Here is an 18051-nt window from a genome sequence, read left to right on the forward strand (position 1 = left end):
CCATCTGCGATGGGGAGGATTTTGGAGTGCTGATCCTCGGTCTCGACCCCGGTCTCGGCACCACCGGCTGGGGCATGATCCGCGCCGATGGCAACCGCCTCAGCCACGTCGCCAACGGCCAGATTCGCACCGATCCGTCGATGCAGCTCCCCCGCCGCCTCGCGCTGCTGTTCGGCGCGCTGGGCGAGGTGATCCGCACCGAACGCCCCGACGGCGCGGCGGTGGAGGAAGTGCTTGGCAACAGCAACGCGCAATCGACCCTGAAGCTGGGGCAGGCACGCGGCGTCGTGCTGCTGTCCGCCTCGACGGCAGGCCTCGCCATTGGCGAGTATCACCCCAGCATCGTCAAGAAGGCGGTGGTCGGCACCGGCGGCGCGGACAAGAAGCAGATTCAGGCGATGGTCGGGCACCTGCTGCCCGGTGTGAAGCTGTCCGGCCCGGACGCGGCCGATGCGCTGGCGGTCGCGATCACCCACGCGCACCATCTGGCGAGCGCGCACGCGCGGGCACGGCGGTCGACGGGGATCGGAGCGTGATCGTCGCTCGTCGCCACCATCTACGTACCCCGGCGAAGGCCGGGGTCCAGTTTGGTGTCATCGAAAATAGCAGGAACGGCCCGCAACTGAACCCCGGCCTCCGCCGGGGTACGTCGTGTGCGTGGATCGGTCTTCTCAAGCAGGCGAACCAACCATGATCGCCCATCTCAAAGGCACATTGTCCGTTTCCGGTATCGACCATGCCGTCATCGACGTGAACGGCGTCGGCTATCTGGTCGGTGCGTCGTCGCGGACGTTGCAGGCGCTGGGGCCGGTCGGGGGTAGCGTCACGATCCATACCGAGATGTTGGTCGCCGAGGACTTCATCCGGCTGGTCGGGTTCGCCAGCGCCGACGAACGCGACTGGTTCCGGTTGCTGACCGGCGTGCAGGGCGTCGGCGCGCGTGTCGCGCTCGGCATCCTGTCGACGCTCTCGCCCGAGGAAGTCCGCACCGCGATCGCGCGCGGCGACAAGGCCAGCATTGCCCGCGCCAACGGCGTCGGACCGAAACTCGCGCAGCGCATCGCCATGGAACTGAAGGACAAGGTCGGCGGCATTGCGATCGGTCCCGGTGCAGTCGCCCCGGCGGCAGGCGGCGAGGGGGTGGAGGGCGACGCGGTGTCGGCGTTGCTCAACCTCGGTTTCAAGCCAGCCGAAGCCGCCACGGCGGTCGGCAAGGCCGCGGAGGAACTGGGCAGCGGTGCCAGCCTCGATGCGCTGGTCCGGCTGGCGTTGCGCAAAGCGTCGCGTTGACCGGGTAAGGAGCATCGGCATGAACCCATTGCCGCTTGCCCTGTTGATGGCGAACGCTGCGCCCGGACAGGACGTGTCGCCGGTCCGCGACGACGAATGGCTGATCCTGCAAACCGCCGCCGATCCGCTGACGTTGGTCGGAGCGGCGGCCGCGAAGCGAGCGCCGGGTGCGCGGGTCATCGCGACCGGGGAATGCGACGGCATGCGTCCGGGGCTGTTCATCCTCGTCGTAAGGCCAGGCAAAGGCCCAAGGCCGGCCGATGCCTATGTCCGGCGTTGCATTGCCCAGCCCTATAGCGCGACGGGACGCGGCATAGCGTCGATCGACCCCAGCTTTGCGGCGATGCGCGCGCGGCCGGTCAATGTCGACGGGAAGGATATCGTCTCCTTCGTCCGATCGAACCTGCTGATCCGTCCCTATTTCGTCGATCGGGCCAACGACCCGCGCGAAGGGTTGCGGGTCGCGGTCGAGGATATGATCGATGGCCGCCGCCGCCCGATCGAGCGCGACTGCAACGCCCCCGAAGTGGCGCGCGGCATCGACCATATCGCGATCGCCTGCGCCACCCAGCAGATTGCCGGCCAGCCGGTCTATCGCACCGTGATCTATCGCGCTGGCGACCTCGCGCGCGTGCGGGAGATACCGCGCTGCCGCGACCCGCAATTCTTTCAGGTCGGCCTGCTGCGCTGCTGGAGGCAGATGGCCTCTCCGGCGGGCAAGGTAACGCTCAAACAGCATTACGTCAGCTTTTGACGGTCGACGATGCGTCGCACCTCGACCGCCCGCACGCGAACAGCTAGGGAACGGCGGTGACCGACGACCGTATCACCACCCCGATCCGCCGCCCCGACGATGTGGACGCGGCGCTGCGCCCGAAGGCGCTCGACGAGTTCGTCGGGCAGCAGGCTGCGCGCGAGAATCTGCGCGTATTCATCGACGCCGCGCGCGGGCGGGGCGATGTTCTCGACCACGTCCTGTTCTTCGGGCCGCCCGGCCTCGGTAAGACCACGCTGGCGCAGATCGTCGCGCGGGAGATGGGGGTGGGCTTTCGCGCCACCTCCGGTCCGGTCATCGCCAAGTCGGGTGACCTTGCCGCGCTGCTGACGAATCTGGAAGATGGCGACGTCCTGTTCATCGACGAAATCCATCGCCTGAATCCGGCGGTCGAGGAGGTGCTCTATCCGGCGATGGAGGATCGCGCGCTCGACCTGATGATCGGGGAGGGGCCGTCGGCGCGCAGCGTGCGGATCGACCTGCCGCGCTTCACCCTGGTCGGCGCGACCACGCGGCAGGGGCTGCTGACCACGCCGCTGCGCGACCGTTTCGGCATTCCGATCCGCCTGCAATTCTATACGGTCGACGAACTGACCCGCGTCGTGACCCGCGCCGCCGGGCTGCTGGGCCTCGGCATCGCCAAGGATGGCGCGACCGAGGTTGCCCGCCGTGCGCGGGGTACGCCGCGTATCGCCGGGCGGCTGCTGCGCCGCGTGCGCGACTTTGCGAACGTGGCCGGGGTCGAGATCGTCGACGCGCGTACCGCCGACGCCGCGCTCAACCGGCTGGAGGTCGATGCCAAGGGGCTGGATTTGATGGACCGCCGCTATCTGACCATGATCGCCGATGTCTATCGCGGCGGACCGGTCGGCGTCGAGACGCTGGCCGCCGGCCTCAGCGAACCGCGCGACACGATCGAGGAGGTGATCGAGCCGTATCTGATCCAGATCGGCATGATCGCCCGCACCGCGCGCGGCCGCTGCCTGAACGCCGGCGGGTGGAAGCATCTGGGGTTCGAACCGCCTGCGGGCGTACAGGATGGGTTGTTCGATTGATGGCACGAGGCGGCAAGCGGCGAGGCAACCTGCTGGCATCGGCGGCGATCGGCGCGCGACAGGCGGGGCGGGTGGCCGCTCCCGCCGAACCGCTGGTGATCGAGGCGGCTTTCGCCGCTGATGCCAGCTGTTCGGTAACGATCGGCAGCGCGGCGTTCGTCCTGCCCGACGCAGCACCCGCCTTTGTCGCGGCGCTGGGCACCTTGCCCGACCCTGGCCGTCCGCTGACGCTCGTGGTGCGGGGCGGGGCGGCGGCACGGCATGTCGGCGCTATCGTCCGGCTGATCGGCTCGGCGGGGTTTGACAACGTGACCGTGCTGCGTAGCGACGGGACCCAACCATAACTCGGGGTTAATCCCGTCACCCCTTCCCCCGTCCGCCGCCAATGGTTAAAGCCGTGGCCATGACCGACCCCGACCAGCCGGCCGGCGGCCGCTTCGTCGGCGGTACGCATCGCTTTCCCGTCCGCATCTATTTCGAGGACACCGACCTGTCGGGCGTCGTCTATCATGCGAACTATCTGCGCTATTTCGAACGGGCGCGCAGCGACATGCTGATGATCGCCGGGATCGACCAGCGCGCCGTGCACGAAGCGGGCGAGGGGGCCTATGCGGTGCGGTCGATGCAGCTCGACTGGCGCGCACCCGCGCGACTGAACGACGCGCTGGTCGTGGTCAGCACGGTCGAGCGGGTGCGGGCGGCGGCGGTCGACATTCAGCAAATAGTCATCCGCGACGATCTTCTACTGGCGTCGGCACGGGTCGAGGTCGCGTTCGTGGCCCCGAACGGGCGGCCGCGTCGCCAGCCGGCGGCATGGATCGACACCTTCGCCGCGCTGGTCGCAACCGATAAAGGGGCATGATGGACGTTTTCGTGAACACCGACGCCGCGACCATGTCGCCGGTCGCGCTCTTCCTTCAGGCCGACTGGGTGGTGAAGGCGGTGATGCTGGGGCTGCTGGCGGCCAGCGTCTGGACCTGGGCGATCATCGTCGGCTTCCTGGTCCGCGCGCGCAAGGTTCGCCGCGACATCGACCGGTTCGAGGTGGAGTTCGAACAGGCCGAGGATATCGACGCCTTCCATCGGTTGCAGGGATCGCGCGACACCGCCATCGCCCGCGTGTTCTCGTCGGGCGTGCGCGAATGGCGCCGATCGACCGCGTCGAAGCAGATCGACCGTGACGGCACCCGCGAACGCCTCGCCACTGCAATGGCGTCGAGCGTCGCGGACGAGAGCGAGACGCTCGCCGATCGCCTCAACATCCTCGCGACGGTCGGCTCGGTCGCGCCGTTCGTCGGGCTGTTCGGCACGGTCTGGGGCATCATGCGCTCGTTCACGTCGATTGCGTCCGAACAGAACACGTCGCTGGCCGTCGTCGCGCCGGGCATTGCCGAGGCGCTGTTCGCGACCGCCATCGGCCTGTTCGCCGCGATCCCCGCGGTGATCGCGTACAACCGCTTCAGCCACCGCGTGAACCGGATCGAGGCGCGGCTGAACCGCTTTGCCGACGCGTTCCACGCCACCCTGTCGCGTCAGCTCGAAGGCGTCTGAGCCATGGGCATCAATCTCCCCTCAGCAAAGGGAAAAGGCCGTCGCGCGCCGATGGCGGAGATCAACGTCACGCCGCTGGTCGACGTGATGCTGGTGCTGCTCATCATCTTCATGGTCACCGCACCGCTGATGACGGCGGGCGTGCCGGTGAACCTGCCCGACAGTCGCGCCAAGGCGGTGGAGCAGGCTCAGCAGCCGGTGACGCTGTCGATGGATGCGGAGGGGCGGACCTTCATCGACGACCTCGAAGTGTCGAGCGATAACCTGCCGGGCGAACTGGAAAAGATCGCGGCGGCCGGGGCCGGGGCGACCGAACCGCGTCAGGTGATGCTGCGCGCCGACCGCAGCCTCGATTATGGCCGGGTGAATGCCGTGCTGGGCGAACTCAACCGCGCCGGCCTCAACCGCGTGTCGCTGATCAGCGTGGCGCAGTAAGGGTCATGCAGAAGGCGGAGAAGATCGGGCTTGGCGTAGCGGTCGCAGGACATGTCGTCCTGTTTGGCCTGCTGTCGGTCGGGTTTCTCGCCACGCCAAACCCCAAGAAGCTGATTACCCAGCCGATGGACGTCAGCTTCGCCGAAGAGGTCGCGGCCGAACAGAGCGCGCCCGAACAGACCGATGCGCCCGCGATCAGCCAGGCTCCGGAGACCGGCCCGCCCGAGGATGCCGCGCCGAGCGAACCGGCAAGCGAGCCGGAGTCCGCGCCCGAGCCCGAACCCGCGCCCCCTGCGCCGGCTCCCCGGCCGCAACCGGCACCGCGTCCCGAACCCAAGCCGGCGCCCAAGCCCGCACCGGCACCGAAACCAGTGCCGAAACCGGTGCCCAAGCCTGCGCCGAAACCGGCGCCGGCCCCGAAGCCCGAACCGAAGCCCGCCCCGGCACGACAGCCGGCACGTCCCGCGCCCGCGCGGCCGACCGCCGTCGCCAAGGCCCCGCCCAAGGCCGCACCGGCCAAACCCGCCGCCGCTCCCGCAAAGCCCAAGGCCAAGCCGGCGACGACGCGCGGGCAGGGCAGCAACGCACAGGCCAACACGCAGCGTCCGCGCGGCGGCCGGCTGGGCAATGATTTCCTCAAGGGGATCGCCGACACGCCGGCGCCCGGCAAGGCCACCGCTCCGCGCGGCACCGCGGTCAGCGCCCAGTCTGTCGCCGGCCTCGCCAGTGCGATCCAGCGGCAGGTGCAACCCTGCGCGAACAAGATTCCCAACCCCGGCCCCGGCGCGAACCAGATCCGGTCGCGCATCCGCTTGCAGATGCGCTCGGACGGGACCTTCGCCGCCAAGCCCGAATTGCGCGGACAGACGGGGATCGACGACGAAAATCGCCGCTATGCGCAGCGCGTGTCCGAACTGGCGATTGCCGCGTTGACGCAGTGCGCGCCCTATGAACTGCCCGCCGACCTGTATGAGGGCGGGTGGAAAGACATCATCATCAACTACAAGCTGCCCGGCTGACCGGAGGGGATGTATGCGTAAACTCACGATGGCATTGGGCGCGGTCCTCGCCAGCCTGCTCGCGGCTCCGGCGGCGTTCGCGCAGGTCGAGGTGGATATCGAGGGCGGTATCTCCGCCCCGCTGCCGATCGCCGTGCCGGTCATGCCGACGCCGCAGATCGCCTCGACGCCCGCCGGGTCGACCGACGCGCTGGGGCGGCAGCTGGCGGAGATCGTCGCCACCGACCTGCGCAATTCGGGGTTGTTCAAGCCCGCCGGCCCGGACGGACTGCCGCCGGTCGCGATGGCGCAGGTGCAGGCCCCCGATTATGCAGCGTGGAGCAACGCACAGGCATTGGTGCAAGGCTATGTCCGGGCGGAGGCGAATGGCACGCTGACCATCGGCTGCTACCTCTACGACACCTTTGCGCGCACCGAGCTGACGCGCCAGGGCTTCAACGTCGCCCCGGCCGAATGGCGGCGCGCCGCGCACAAATGCGCCGATGCGGTCTATACCCGCCTGTCGGGCGAAAGCGCCTATTTCGACAGCCGCATCGTCTATGTCAGCGAGACGGGGCCGAAGGGCAACCGCATCAAGCGGCTGGCGATCATGGACCAGGATGGGGCCAATCACCGCTTCCTGACCAACGGCCAGTCGATCGTGCTGACGCCGCGTTTCGCGCCGAACCAGCAGTCGATCGTCTACATGTCCTACGCCAATGAGCGGCCGGCGATCTATGTCCTCGACCTCGACAGCGGGCGGCAGCGATTGCTGGTGCAGAATGCGTCGCTCACCTTCGCGCCGCGCTTTTCGCCCGATGGCCGCTATGTCCTGTTCTCGATGGCGCAGGCGGGCAACACCGATATCTACCGTGTGTCAGCCAGCGGCGGCAGCCCGCAGCGGCTGACCAATGCCCCCGGCATCGATACCGGGGGCAGCTATTCGCCCGACGGGTCGAAGATCGTGTTCGAGAGCGACCGGTCGGGTTCGCAGCAGCTCTATGTGATGAACGCCGACGGGTCGAACCAGCAGCGGATCAGCTTCGGCGGCGGACGCTATGCGACTCCGGTGTGGAGCCCGCGCGGCGACCTGATCGCCTTCACCCGGCAGGGCGGCGGGACGTTCCGCATCGGCATCATGTCGCCCAGCGGCAGCGGCGAAAAGCTGCTCTCCGATGCCTGGGGCGATGAAGGGCCAAGCTGGTCGCCCAATGGCCGCGTCCTCACCTTCTTCCGCAGCGCGCAGGGGTCGGGCCGGACGCAAATCTGGTCGGTCGACCTGACGGGATCGAACATCCGCCGCATTCCGACCGCGCTCGACGGGTCGGACCCGAGCTGGGGGCCGTTGCGCCCCTGATCTTTCACCAACGGGGACCAATCCGCTACAGGGGCATTGTAGGGGTAAGCGAAACGACCAAGGGAGGTTTTTCGATGACCAAGTTTTCGACAACGCTGATCGTGGCAGGTGCGCTGCTGGCGACTGCCGGCTGCGCCAAGAAGCGGCCCGAGGTGTTGCCGCCCGCACCGGGCCAGACCGTCGATCCGAACGCGGGTACCGGCGGCACGGGTACCGGGACCGGCACCAACGGCGTCGTGCCGGGGTCGCGCGCCGATTTCCAGCAGTCGGTGGCCAGCGACACGATCAATTTCGGCCTCGACCAATATGATATCGACGCGACCGCGCGGCAGATTCTCGACAGCCAGGCACAGTGGCTGACGCGCTATCCCAATGTCCGCGTCACGATCGAGGGCCATGCCGACGAACGCGGCACCCGCGAATATAACCTCGCACTGGGTGACCGTCGCGCCAATGCCGCCAGCAGCTATCTGGCGACGCGCGGCATTTCGCCGTCGCGGATCACGACGATTAGCTATGGCAAGGAACGCCCGCTGGCGCTGGGGTCGGATGAGGCCGCCTGGGCACAGAATCGTCGTGCGGTGACCGTCGTCCTGCAGTAACCGTCATCGCTGGCCCGGTCGCACGAGGCGGCCGGGCGGGCGATCAGCCTGCCAGCCGCTGCGTCCCGCGCCCTTCGGCCTTGGCGATATAGAGCGCGCGGTCGGCGCGGTCATAGACGCTGGCGACCGTGTCACCGATTCGGATATCGGTCATGCCCGCCGAGAAACCGATGCGGAACGTTGGTGCTTCGGTAAGCATGGCAGGGCTGCTGACCCGAGCGCGCAACCGGTCGATGGCCAGCGCGGCCTTTTGCGGTGTCTTGCCCGGAAAAAGGATCAGGAACTCCTCACCGCCGATCCGGCCAAACCCGTCGCAGGTACGCAGTTCCGCACGGACGATTTGTGCGAATTCACGCAGCACCCGATCACCGCCGATATGACCGAACCGGTCGTTCACGCGCTTGAAATGGTCGAGGTCGACCAGCACCGCGATCGTGCCGCGCGGCGGCACGGCGCTCCGCCGTTCGATCCGGTCGCTCAGCAGCGCCATGATATGCCCCCGGTTCGACACCCCGGTCAGCGCGTCGGTGGACGCAGTCTTCAGCGCGATGTCCCGTTCCTGCCGCAGCATCCGTTCCGATTGGCGCATGCGCGTGATGTCGAGCGCAATGAACAGGATATGCCCGTCCGCCATCGTCTGTTCGACGATGTGCAGCCAGCTGCCGTCATGCATGTCGGTTTCCATCGACAGCATCGGCACCTTGCCCCGCCGTGACAGCGACGACGCCAGCCATGTCTCGAAATCATCATGCGATACCACCGGCCCGCGTCGCTGCGCGTGGTTGCGGCGCATCAGGTCGATCCAGTCGGGCGTCTCGTCCGGACCGAGGAAGAAGGCGCGCCGATAGGCGGGATTGGCGAACAGGATGCGGCCCGTCGGATCATAGAGCGCAACCATCGCTGCGGCATGGTCGAACGTCTCGATCAGTCGCGTGTGAACAGGCTGCATGATACTTTCGGCAAGGGGAGGAGCGGCGTGCGGGCGGGCCGATCCGTTATGCCGGAATGCATGATATATTGATTAAGGGAAGGGCCGCGAACCCGACGGTCGCGGCCCTTTTTTCTTGGCGGATCAGGCTTCTGCCGATGCCTTGGTCTTGCCGCCCTTGCGCGGTTTCTTGGGGGCTGCAGGCGTGATTTCGAAGCTCAGCGCCCCGTCCTTCAGCGCGACATTGACTTCGCCGCCGTGCACCAGCTTGCCGAACAGCAGTTCCTCGGCCAGCGGCTGCTTGATCTTGTCCTGGATCAGGCGACCCATCGGACGCGCGCCGTACAGCTTGTCATAGCCCTTTTCGGTGAGCCACGTCCGCGCCGGTTCGTCGAGGCGGATATGGACGCCACGATCGGCCAGCTGCAGTTCGAGCTGAAGGATGAACTTGTCCACCACCCGCGCCACGACCTCGGTCGGCAGATAGCCGAACGGCACGATCGCATCGAGCCGGTTGCGGAATTCGGGAGTGAACAGCTTGCGCACCGCCTCTTCCTGCACGTCCTCGCGGTCGATCTGGCCGAAACCGATCGATTCCTTGGCCATGTCCGACGCGCCCGCATTGGTCGTCATGATCAGGATGACGTTGCGGAAGTCGACGGTCTTGCCGTGATGATCGGTCAGCTTGCCGTTATCCATCACCTGCAACAGAATGTTGAACAGGTCCGGATGCGCCTTTTCGATCTCGTCGAGCAGCAGCACGCAATGCGGCTGCTGGTCGATCGCATCGGTCAGCAGGCCGCCCTGGTCATAGCCGACATAGCCCGGAGGGGCACCGATCAGCCGGCTGACCGAATGGCGCTCCATATATTCGGACATGTCGAAGCGCTGGAGCGGGATGCCCATGATCTCCGACAGCTGGCGGGCGACTTCCGTCTTGCCGACGCCGGTGGGGCCGGTGAACAGATAGTTGCCGATCGGCTTGTCGGGGTCGCGCAGGCCGGCGCGCGACAGCTTGATCGCCGAGGACAGCGCCTTGATCGCGTCGTCCTGTCCGAACACCACCCGCTTCAGGTCGAGTTCGAGATTGGCGAGCACGCGGGTATCGTCGGTCGACACGGTCTTCGGCGGAATGCGCGCCATCGTCGCGATGACCGCCTCGATCTCCTTGGCGGTGATCGTCTTCTTCCGCTTCGGCGCCGGCACCAGCATCTGCATCGCGCCCACTTCGTCGATCACGTCGATCGCCTTGTCCGGCAGCTTGCGGTCGTTGATGTAGCGCGCCGACAATTCCACCGCCGACTTGATCGAATCGGGGGTGTACTTGACCTTGTGGTGTTCCTCGAACGCCGAACGCAGGCCGGTCAGGATCTTGATCGTATCCTCGACCGAGGGTTCGTTCACGTCGATCTTCTGGAACCGGCGCAGCAGCGCGCGGTCCTTTTCGAAGTGGTTGCGGAACTCCTTGTAGGTGGTCGAGCCGATGCAGCGGATTTGCCCGCCCGACAGCGCAGGCTTGAGCAGGTTCGACGCGTCCATCGCCCCGCCGCTGGTCGCACCAGCGCCGATGACGGTGTGGATTTCGTCGATGAACAGCACCGCGTGGGGCAGTTTTTCCAGCTCGGTCACGACCTGCTTCAGCCGTTCCTCGAAATCGCCGCGATAGCGGGTGCCGGCCAGCAGCGCGCCCATGTCGAGCGAATAGATGACGGCGGGCAGCAACACCTCGGGCACGTCGCCCTCGACGATCTTGCGTGCCAGACCTTCGGCGATGGCCGTCTTGCCCACGCCCGGATCGCCCACATAGAGCGGATTGTTCTTCGAGCGGCGGCAGAGAATCTGCACCGTGCGGTCGACCTCGGCCGAACGCCCGATCAGCGGATCGACCTTTCCGGTCTTCGCCTTTTCGTTCAGGTCGACGCAGAACTGCTTCAGCGCGCTTTCGCCCTTGCCCTTGTCGGCCGTTTTCGGGGTCTCCTTCTCCTCGGCACCCTTGGGTGCGGGGGTTTCGGTCGCGGTCGACCCGCCCTTGCCGACGCCGTGGCTGATGAAGCTGACGGCATCGAGACGGCTCATGTCCTGCTGCTGCAGGAAATAGACGGCATAGGTCTCGCGCTCGCTGAACATCGCGACCAGTACGTTGGCGCCGGTCACTTCGTCGCGGCCCGATGACTGGACGTGCAGGATCGCGCGCTGCACGACGCGCTGGAAGCTGCTGGTCGGCGACGGATCGGTCGCGGCGTCCAGTTTGAACGTGTCGAGTTCGGTGTCGAGATAATGGGCGACGGTCGCGCGCAGTTCGTCGAGGTCGACGCCGCAGCCCGTCATCACCTTGGCGGCATCGACATCGTCGGTAAGCGCGAACAGCAGATGTTCGAGCGTCGCGTATTCGTGCCGGCGCGAGGATGCGGCCTCGAGCGCCTTGTGCAGCGTGGATTCCAGTGCGGATGCGAAGGATGGCATTCAGTTCACTCCGGTCGGCCGGCGAGAACGCGCCGGCCCTGCGTCCCGGTATCCCGGGTCTCCCCCAATGTCGGTATGCCGCCGCCCGGCATCAAGCGGGGCGGAACATCTCATGACCGGAACAGCGCGTCGGCACTGGCGCGGTGGTTGTTGGCCCGGTCGATTCGCGCGCGGCAACGGACGATTTCGCCCTCCAGCGCGGCGATGCGTTTGGTCAGTTCGTCGACCGACAACGGGTCCAGATCCTCGGCAAGCAACATGGCGACCACGTTGCCACGAAGATGGTTAACATTTTCGTCGGGTTCCATGTCCAGCAGCGTTGACCCTAGGGCCGGCGATGTCAATAACGCCGAAGACAGGGGGAAGAGCGTTATGAACGTACCAGCGGCGATGCGTGCGATCGATCCGACGGAGCCGGGCGGCCCGGAAGTGCTGGTCGTGGTCGAACGGCCGACTCCCCGGCCGGCAGCGGGCGAGGTGCTGATCCGCGTCGCGGCAGCCGGGGTGAATCGCCCGGACGTGCTGCAACGCACCGGCGGCTATGCCCCCCCGCCGGGCGCGCCGAGCATTCCCGGACTGGAGGTCGCCGGTCATGTCGTCGCGGTCGGCGACGATGCGGACAGCCACCTGATCGGCCAGCCGGTCTGCGCGCTGCTCGCCGGCGGCGGCTATGCCGACTATGTCGCGGTGCCCGCCGGACAGTGCCTGCCGGTGCCCGACGGCTTGTCGATGGCCGAAGCGGCGGCATTGCCCGAAACGCTGTTCACCGTGTGGACCAATTTGTTCGAGCGCGGCTATGCGGCGGAGGGTGACAGCGTACTGGTCCATGGCGGCACCAGCGGCATCGGAACGATGGCGATCCTGCTCGGCAAGCTGTTCGGGCTGGAGGTCATCGTCACCGTCGGCAGCGATGCCAAGGCGCAGGCGGCGCGCGACCTGGGCGCGGCGCACGCGATCAATTACCGTACCGAGGATTTCGTCGAGCGGGTGGCGGAGATCACCGGCGGGAAGGGCGTCAGCGTCGTGCTGGACATGGTCGGCGGCGATTATGTCCCGCGCAACATCAAGTGTCTGGCCGAGGACGGCCGCCATGTCTCGATCGCGGTACAGGGCGGGGCGACCGCCACGATTCCGCTCTGGGACATCATGCGCCGCCGCCTGACGCTGACCGGATCGACGCTGCGTCCGCGCGATGCCGCGTTCAAGGAAATGGTCGCCGACGAATTGTCCCGCACCGTCTGGCCGCATGTTGTGGCGGGAAAGCTGCGGCCGGTGATGGATCGCAGCTTTCCGCTGGAACAGGCGGCCGAGGCGCATCGCCGGATGGAAGCGGGCGATCATGTCGGCAAGATCGTCCTGACGCTGGAATAAGGGGATGGCGCATGGGCGCGCCCCGGCGCTTGCCCTTTGCGGTAACCTGTCCTAAGTCCTTATCCAGTGTGGCCGCCCGGTTTGGGCGGCCCTTTCTATTTCGGAGACCCGTCGTGGCCCAGCCGCTGATGCCGCACGCGACCGCTTCCTGGCTGGTCGACAATACCGCCTTGTCCTTTCCGCAGATCGCCGACTTTTGCGGCCTGCACGTCCTCGAGGTGCAGGCGATCGCCGACGACACCGCCGCGACCAAGCTGACCGGCCGCGATCCGGTGCGCGCGCACGAACTGACGATGGAAGAGATCGAGAAGGGGCAGAAGAACCCCGACTATCGCCTGGTCATGCAGAAGGGCCCGGAACAGGTCCGCCGTACCAAGGGGCCGCGCTATACCCCGGTCAGCAAGCGGCAGGACAAGCCGGACGGCATCGCCTGGATCATCCGCAACCACCCGGAAATCAGCGACGGCGCGATCGGCAAGCTGATCGGCACCACCCGCACCACCATCGCCGCGATCCGCGACCGTACCCACTGGAACATCGGCAACATCACGCCGAAGGACCCGGTGACGCTCGGCCTGTGCTCGCAGCGCGAGCTGGACGCGCTGGTCGGCAAGGCGGCGAAGGCCGCCGGCATCGAGGCCCCGGCCGACACCCGCCTGGAAGGCGACCGCGAGGCGCTGATCGAGCAGCTGCGCAACGAACGCACCCAGGCCGCGCGCGACGCCGAACTGGCCGAGCGGGGCGAAACGGCGGAACCGTCGAGCTTCTTCGACCCGTTCAAGCGCTGATCCGGTAGCATCGGACGGCTTTGACGGCCCGGCCATCCTGCGATGGCCGGGTCGTTTGCGTATCGGCGGCAATGGCTTAGGCTGGCCTTTCCCATAGCGGAGTGCCACGCCGATGTCCGACGACCTCAACGCCCGCGCGATCGCGCTGTACGACGCCTTTACCCATGAGCACCACGACCGCCGGACCTTCATGGCGCAGATGGTCGCGCTCGCCGGATCGACCGCCGCCGCAGAGCTACTGATCGCCGGCATCGCTGCATCGCCCGCCGCTGCGCAGCAGATCGCCGCCGACGACGCCCGGCTGGATACCGGCCGCGCGACCGGAGAAGAGGCGGGGCACCCGGCGGCGGGCTATTTCGCGGCGCCGAAGGGGCGTCGCCGTCTGCCGGTCGTGCTCGTGATCCATGAAAATCGCGGCCTGAACGCGCATATCGAGGATGTGACGCGCCGTATCGCGCTGGCCGGCTTCCGCGCGATCGCCCCGGACCTGCTTGCCCCGCAAGGCGGAACCCCGGCCGATGAGGACAAGGCGCGGGCGATGATCGGCACCATCGATTACGACGTGGCGCTGGCCCAGGCGAAGGGCTTCCTCGCCCGCGCGCGCAGTGAACGCAGCGGCGTGCGGACCGGCGCCGTGGGTTTCTGCTGGGGCGGGGGATTCTTCAACCGGCTGGCGGTGGCCGACCCGCTACTGAATGCCGGGGTCAGCTATTACGGGCCGGCGCCCGATCCGGTCGAAGCGCCCAAGGTACGCGCCGCGCTGATGCTGCAACTCGCCGAAAAGGATGCGCGGGTGAATGCCACGGCGCTGCCCTGGGGCGATGCGCTGCGCAAGGCGGGAAAGCGGGCGATCACCCGTGTCTATCCGGGCGTCGACCATGCCTTCAACAACGATACGTCGGCAGCGCGCTACAACGCGGCCGCCGCCAAGCTCGCCTGGGATCGGACGATCGCGCTTCTACGGCAGGAGCTTGACGCCAAATAGCGTATGTTCCACCTATGTTCCAATGAACCGCAGGGGAGATGCACGATGGCCGGACTGACGCTCTACACCAATCCGATGTCGCGTGGGCGGATCGCCCGCTGGATGCTGGAGGAGGTCGGCGCGGACTATGCGGTCGAAATCCTCGGCTATGGCGGGACGATGAAGGCCGACGCCTTTCTCGGTATCAATCCGATGGGGAAGGTGCCGGCGATCGTCCATGACGGGCGCGTCGTGACCGAATGCGCCGCGATCTGCGCCTATCTGGCGGAGACTTTTCCGGATGCGGGGCTGGCACCGACCGCCGGAGAACGGGCGGACTATTATCGCTGGATGTTCTTCGCCGCCGGTCCCCTGGAGCAGGCGGTCACCAACCGCTCGCTGGGCGTGGTGCCAAGCGAGGATCAGCAGCGCATGGTCGGCTATGGCGATTACGACCGGGTCGTGTCGGCGCTGGCGGCGGCGGTGTCGGCGCAGCCCTATATCGCCGGGGACCGGTTCACCGCAGCCGATGTCTATGTCGGATCGCACCTGATGTGGGGTACGCAGTTCGGCACGCTGCCGAAGGAGGAGGCTTTCATGGCCTATATCGCCCGGCTGGCCGACCGACCCGCCCATGTCCGGGCGAGCGAGCTGGACGATGCGGCGATGGCAGAGATGCAGGCGGGGTAAGGCAGAGTGATCGGCGGTACGCGCGTTTGTCCGCGGAACTTCGCCAAACAAGCTCCGTCCCCCCGGGTCATGCCCGGGGGGACGACTAGGGCAAATTTTGCGATCGATCGTGGTGGTATACGCGAGGGTGGAGGATATCCGGCGGCCCTCACCGCCGCACATTTATCAGCCAAACCTTCGGCTGCCCGGTCGGTTGCGGTTTGCCGTCCAGCCGTCGTGCGCGCAGGATGCGGACGGGATCGAGGATCATCTGCCCCTTCATCGCGTCCGATCCGCCGCCGGTCGGCTTGGCAAGGATGCGCTTGACGACGTCCATGCCGCCGACGACCCGCCCGAATGCCGCATAGCCGGCAAAGTCGCCCTTCGCGTCCATGCTCGGCATCGCGCCGACCAGCAGCACGAAATTGCCGCCCGCCGAATTGGCCTCGGGCCGCCGCGCCATCGAGATCGCCCCGTCGACATGGCGGACGCCGGTCCGGTCGGTCCGTTCATGCGGAAAGGGCGGCAGGATGCGGCGGGCGTCGGTGCGGATGCCGCCCTGCACGAATCCGAGCTTCGGATCGACCTTGCGTCGTGCCGAGCGATAGAAGTCGGTATCGTCGAATCGACCGTCATCGACATAGGCGAGGAAGTTCTTCGACGTCGCGGGCGCGCGCTTCACGTCCAGCGCGACGATGATCGATCCGACATTGGTGTCGATCTTTACCCGGACATAGCCGGGGGTGGCGCGGGTGGCGGACTGGGCGGAGGCCGGCGCGGCAAAGGCCAGCAGGAACAGGGCAAGCAGGATACGCATCGCCGCTTCCTAACGCCCGAACCCGCCCGGCGAAAGCGCGTCAGTCGGCCGGGCGCGCGGCATATTCGGCCAGCAGCGGTCCGAACGCGTGCGGAGGCGGGAAGCCGGGATAGCGATGCCGTGCCGGGGTGGTGGCCCATGGCAGCGCCTCGTCGGTCCACGTCTCGATGAACGGCGCGAACCCCTCCGGCCGGTCAAGCGCGCCGACGCGGACATTGGCGAACCCGGGATCGGGATCGATCCGCGTGAACAGCCAGCTCTTGCAATAATCGCAATGATGATGCCGGACCTGATCGCCGTGCAGCCCGCCGATCACCGTGTCGCCGGTGACGTGGAGCGCGGCACTGGGCACCGCGACGTTCAGCGAAAAGGCGCTGCCCGACATCTGCCGGCACCCGCGACAATGGCACGCCATCGTCATCATCGGCGCGGCATCGATCCGCAGGCGGACCCGACCGCAACGGCAACCGCCTTCGATCGGCAGGGCAGGGGGCATCACCATCACTCCGTTGGCGCCAACATCGGTGGCGGTATAGACTGTCCGCCGGGCAGGCAGAAAGGGGAGGCGGACGATGATGATGGCAAGGGCAATCCTGTGGCCCAGCTTCGCATTGGTCGCGTTGATCTTTCTGGTCGGCATCACGCTGCTGCAGGCGCGGATCGGCCATATGCGGCGACAGCGTCCGCGCGCGGCGGACCTCGCCGACACCGACGCGACTCGCGCCTATTTCCGTCCGGTCGAGCGGCCCGCCGCCAATCTGGCCAATCTGTTCGAGATGCCGGTGCTGTATTTCGCGCTGGTGCCGCTGCTGCTGGTGACCGGCCTGGCGACGCTGGCGCAGGTCACGCTCGCCTGGGCTTATGTTGCGGCGCGTGCCGGCCACAGCATCGCGCACATCGCCGGCCGGGTCCGGCCGCGCTTCGTCCTGTTCCTCGTGTCGAACGCGGTACTGGCGGCGATGTGGATCGGCTTTGCGATCGATATCGGCTTTTCGGCGCGCTGACGGACCGGAACGGCGGAAGCGAAGCGACGTTGGAGGGGCAAGCTGCTGGAGAATTGCCATGACCCGTTTCGTTGCCGCCGCCGCCCTGCCTGTCCTCGCGCTGCTCGGTGCCTGTGGCGCGCAGGAGATCACGACGACCAACGACGCGAACGTCGTGTCGAACGACGTCTATGCCAATGCCGCCTTCCGCAACGATGGCGAGGTCGGCAACGAGATGATCGCGATCAACCCGATGGAAACCGAAGCCAATTCGGTGACGACCGCCGGCGATGCGATGATGGGCAACACCCCCGACGCGATGAACGCCACGATGGGCAACAGCGCGAACTGATCCCGCCCTCGCTCTACGCGGCGGCGCCAACTTCGACGCTGGCGTCCGCCGCGTGCCATTGACCGGACGGGGGCATATCGGTATAGGCCGCGCGTCCCGCTGGGTCGGCGTCGTAGCCGTCATCGGCCTGCATGTGGGTTCAAAGAGCTGAACATTGCTGGAGACATCGGCCCCGGGGGTTCGCACCCGCGTGGCCTTTGCGCATTTCTGACAGGAACGGCTCCGGCAAAGTAACCGCAAGATAAGGTGAAGGGCTTCATGCCGACGATCAACCAGCTGGTCCGCAAGGGCCGCGAACCGCAGAAGGCCAAGTCGAAGGTCCCTGCGATGGACCAGAACCCGCAGAAGCGCGGTGTCTGCACCCGCGTCTACACGACGACTCCGAAGAAGCCGAACTCGGCGCTCCGCAAGGTTGCCAAGGTCCGCCTGACCAACCAGCGCGAAGTCATCAGCTACATCCCGGGTGAAGGCCATAACCTTCAGGAGCACTCGGTCGTGCTGATCCGCGGCGGTCGTGTGCGCGATCTTCCCGGCGTTCGCTACCACGTCCTGCGCGGCGTGCTGGATACGCAGGGCGTCAAGGATCGCCGCCAGTCGCGTTCGAAGTACGGCGCCAAGCGTCCGAAGTGATCTTGCGCCGCGCGTAGTCCGCG

23 protein-coding genes are annotated in these 18051 nt (G+C 67.1%); 18 read left to right on the forward strand and 5 right to left on the reverse strand.

Annotated elements, in window-relative coordinates; all coding sequences use genetic code 11:
* Positions 1-26: 26 nt before the first annotated feature.
* From ruvC to pal, 11 genes are all read left to right on the forward strand, one after another.
* Entirely contained in the window at positions 27-536 is a 510-nt protein-coding gene (ruvC, locus tag MF609_RS12515) for a crossover junction endodeoxyribonuclease RuvC (protein ID WP_055763234.1), read from the forward strand.
* A gap of 154 nt (positions 537-690) precedes the next feature.
* The gene (gene ruvA, locus MF609_RS12520) at positions 691-1290 is read left to right on the forward strand and encodes a Holliday junction branch migration protein RuvA (protein WP_242416648.1); all 600 of its coding nucleotides are present in this window, start codon (positions 691-693) and stop codon (positions 1288-1290) included.
* Positions 1291-1309: 19 nt separating this feature from the next.
* Positions 1310-2044, forward strand: coding sequence for a hypothetical protein (locus tag MF609_RS12525; RefSeq protein ID WP_242416649.1), 735 nt, complete (start codon positions 1310-1312; stop codon positions 2042-2044).
* Positions 2045-2100: 56 nt separating this feature from the next.
* Positions 2101-3120, forward strand: coding sequence for a Holliday junction branch migration DNA helicase RuvB (gene ruvB / locus MF609_RS12530; RefSeq protein WP_242416650.1), 1020 nt, complete (start codon positions 2101-2103; stop codon positions 3118-3120).
* The gene (locus MF609_RS12535; RefSeq protein ID WP_242416651.1) at positions 3120-3464 is read left to right on the forward strand and encodes a hypothetical protein; all 345 of its coding nucleotides are present in this window, start codon (positions 3120-3122) and stop codon (positions 3462-3464) included. The genes ruvB and MF609_RS12535 overlap by 1 nt, the downstream gene beginning before the upstream one ends.
* Positions 3465-3523: 59 nt before the next feature.
* Positions 3524-3982 (forward strand): YbgC/FadM family acyl-CoA thioesterase, encoded by a 459-nt coding sequence (locus MF609_RS12540; RefSeq protein ID WP_242416652.1) that lies wholly within the window; start codon positions 3524-3526, stop codon positions 3980-3982.
* Entirely contained in the window at positions 3982-4671 is a 690-nt protein-coding gene (gene tolQ / locus MF609_RS12545; RefSeq protein WP_419723087.1) for a protein TolQ, read from the forward strand. The genes MF609_RS12540 and tolQ overlap by 1 nt, the downstream gene beginning before the upstream one ends.
* Before the next feature lie 3 nt (positions 4672-4674).
* Complete coding sequence (locus MF609_RS12550) at positions 4675-5106, forward strand: ExbD/TolR family protein (protein ID WP_242416654.1); 432 nt, start codon at positions 4675-4677, stop codon at positions 5104-5106.
* Between the two features lie 5 nt (positions 5107-5111).
* Positions 5112-6125 (forward strand): cell envelope biogenesis protein TolA, encoded by a 1014-nt coding sequence (locus tag MF609_RS12555; RefSeq protein WP_242416655.1) that lies wholly within the window; start codon positions 5112-5114, stop codon positions 6123-6125.
* Positions 6126-6153: 28 nt separating this feature from the next.
* Complete coding sequence (gene tolB / locus MF609_RS12560) at positions 6154-7461, forward strand: Tol-Pal system beta propeller repeat protein TolB (protein WP_242416849.1); 1308 nt, start codon at positions 6154-6156, stop codon at positions 7459-7461.
* Between the two features lie 74 nt (positions 7462-7535).
* On the forward strand, positions 7536-8063 hold the full coding sequence (gene pal, locus MF609_RS12565; RefSeq protein ID WP_242416656.1) for a peptidoglycan-associated lipoprotein Pal: 528 nt from the start codon (positions 7536-7538) through the stop codon (positions 8061-8063).
* A gap of 43 nt (positions 8064-8106) precedes the next feature.
* Here the strand turns inward: pal and MF609_RS12570 are convergent, their stop codons facing one another.
* From MF609_RS12570 to MF609_RS12580, 3 genes are all read right to left on the reverse strand, one after another.
* Entirely contained in the window at positions 8107-9012 is a 906-nt protein-coding gene (locus tag MF609_RS12570; protein ID WP_242416657.1) for a GGDEF domain-containing protein, read from the reverse strand.
* Between the two features lie 123 nt (positions 9013-9135).
* Positions 9136-11454, reverse strand: a complete 2319-nt coding sequence (clpA, locus tag MF609_RS12575) for an ATP-dependent Clp protease ATP-binding subunit ClpA (RefSeq protein ID WP_242416658.1) — start codon at positions 11452-11454, stop codon at positions 9136-9138.
* A gap of 110 nt (positions 11455-11564) precedes the next feature.
* Entirely contained in the window at positions 11565-11762 is a 198-nt protein-coding gene (locus tag MF609_RS12580) for a DUF1192 domain-containing protein (protein WP_242416659.1), read from the reverse strand.
* A gap of 64 nt (positions 11763-11826) precedes the next feature.
* Here MF609_RS12580 and MF609_RS12585 point away from each other — a divergent pair, with 64 nt between their 5' ends.
* The 4 genes from MF609_RS12585 (at position 11827) to MF609_RS12600 (ending at position 15267) form a co-directional block, all read left to right on the forward strand.
* Positions 11827-12825 carry an NAD(P)H-quinone oxidoreductase gene (locus MF609_RS12585; RefSeq protein WP_242416660.1) on the forward strand — a complete coding sequence of 333 codons (999 nt, stop codon included), beginning with the start codon at positions 11827-11829 and terminating at the stop codon, positions 12823-12825.
* Between the two features lie 128 nt (positions 12826-12953).
* Positions 12954-13613, forward strand: coding sequence for a DUF1013 domain-containing protein (locus MF609_RS12590; RefSeq protein WP_242416850.1), 660 nt, complete (start codon positions 12954-12956; stop codon positions 13611-13613).
* A gap of 112 nt (positions 13614-13725) precedes the next feature.
* Positions 13726-14598 carry a dienelactone hydrolase family protein gene (locus tag MF609_RS12595; protein WP_242416661.1) on the forward strand — a complete coding sequence of 291 codons (873 nt, stop codon included), beginning with the start codon at positions 13726-13728 and terminating at the stop codon, positions 14596-14598.
* A gap of 45 nt (positions 14599-14643) precedes the next feature.
* Entirely contained in the window at positions 14644-15267 is a 624-nt protein-coding gene (locus MF609_RS12600; protein WP_242416662.1) for a glutathione S-transferase family protein, read from the forward strand.
* A gap of 148 nt (positions 15268-15415) precedes the next feature.
* Here MF609_RS12600 and MF609_RS12605 read toward each other — a convergent pair whose 3' ends face one another.
* Entirely contained in the window at positions 15416-16063 is a 648-nt protein-coding gene (locus tag MF609_RS12605; protein ID WP_242416663.1) for a peptidylprolyl isomerase, read from the reverse strand.
* Between the two features lie 40 nt (positions 16064-16103).
* Positions 16104-16559, reverse strand: coding sequence for a GFA family protein (locus tag MF609_RS12610; protein WP_242416664.1), 456 nt, complete (start codon positions 16557-16559; stop codon positions 16104-16106).
* A gap of 76 nt (positions 16560-16635) precedes the next feature.
* Between MF609_RS12610 and MF609_RS12615 the strand changes: the two genes are divergently transcribed.
* From MF609_RS12615 to rpsL, 3 genes are all read left to right on the forward strand, one after another.
* The gene (locus MF609_RS12615; RefSeq protein ID WP_242416665.1) at positions 16636-17067 is read left to right on the forward strand and encodes an MAPEG family protein; all 432 of its coding nucleotides are present in this window, start codon (positions 16636-16638) and stop codon (positions 17065-17067) included.
* A gap of 58 nt (positions 17068-17125) precedes the next feature.
* Positions 17126-17398 (forward strand): hypothetical protein, encoded by a 273-nt coding sequence (locus MF609_RS12620; RefSeq protein ID WP_242416666.1) that lies wholly within the window; start codon positions 17126-17128, stop codon positions 17396-17398.
* Positions 17399-17656: 258 nt separating this feature from the next.
* Complete coding sequence (rpsL, locus tag MF609_RS12625; RefSeq protein WP_055757399.1) at positions 17657-18028, forward strand: 30S ribosomal protein S12; 372 nt, start codon at positions 17657-17659, stop codon at positions 18026-18028.
* Positions 18029-18051: the final 23 nt, after the last annotated feature.

Origin of the sequence: Sphingomonas panni (assembly GCF_022664435.1) — a bacterium.
Taxonomy (GTDB): Bacteria; Pseudomonadota; Alphaproteobacteria; order Sphingomonadales; family Sphingomonadaceae; genus Sphingomonas; species Sphingomonas panni.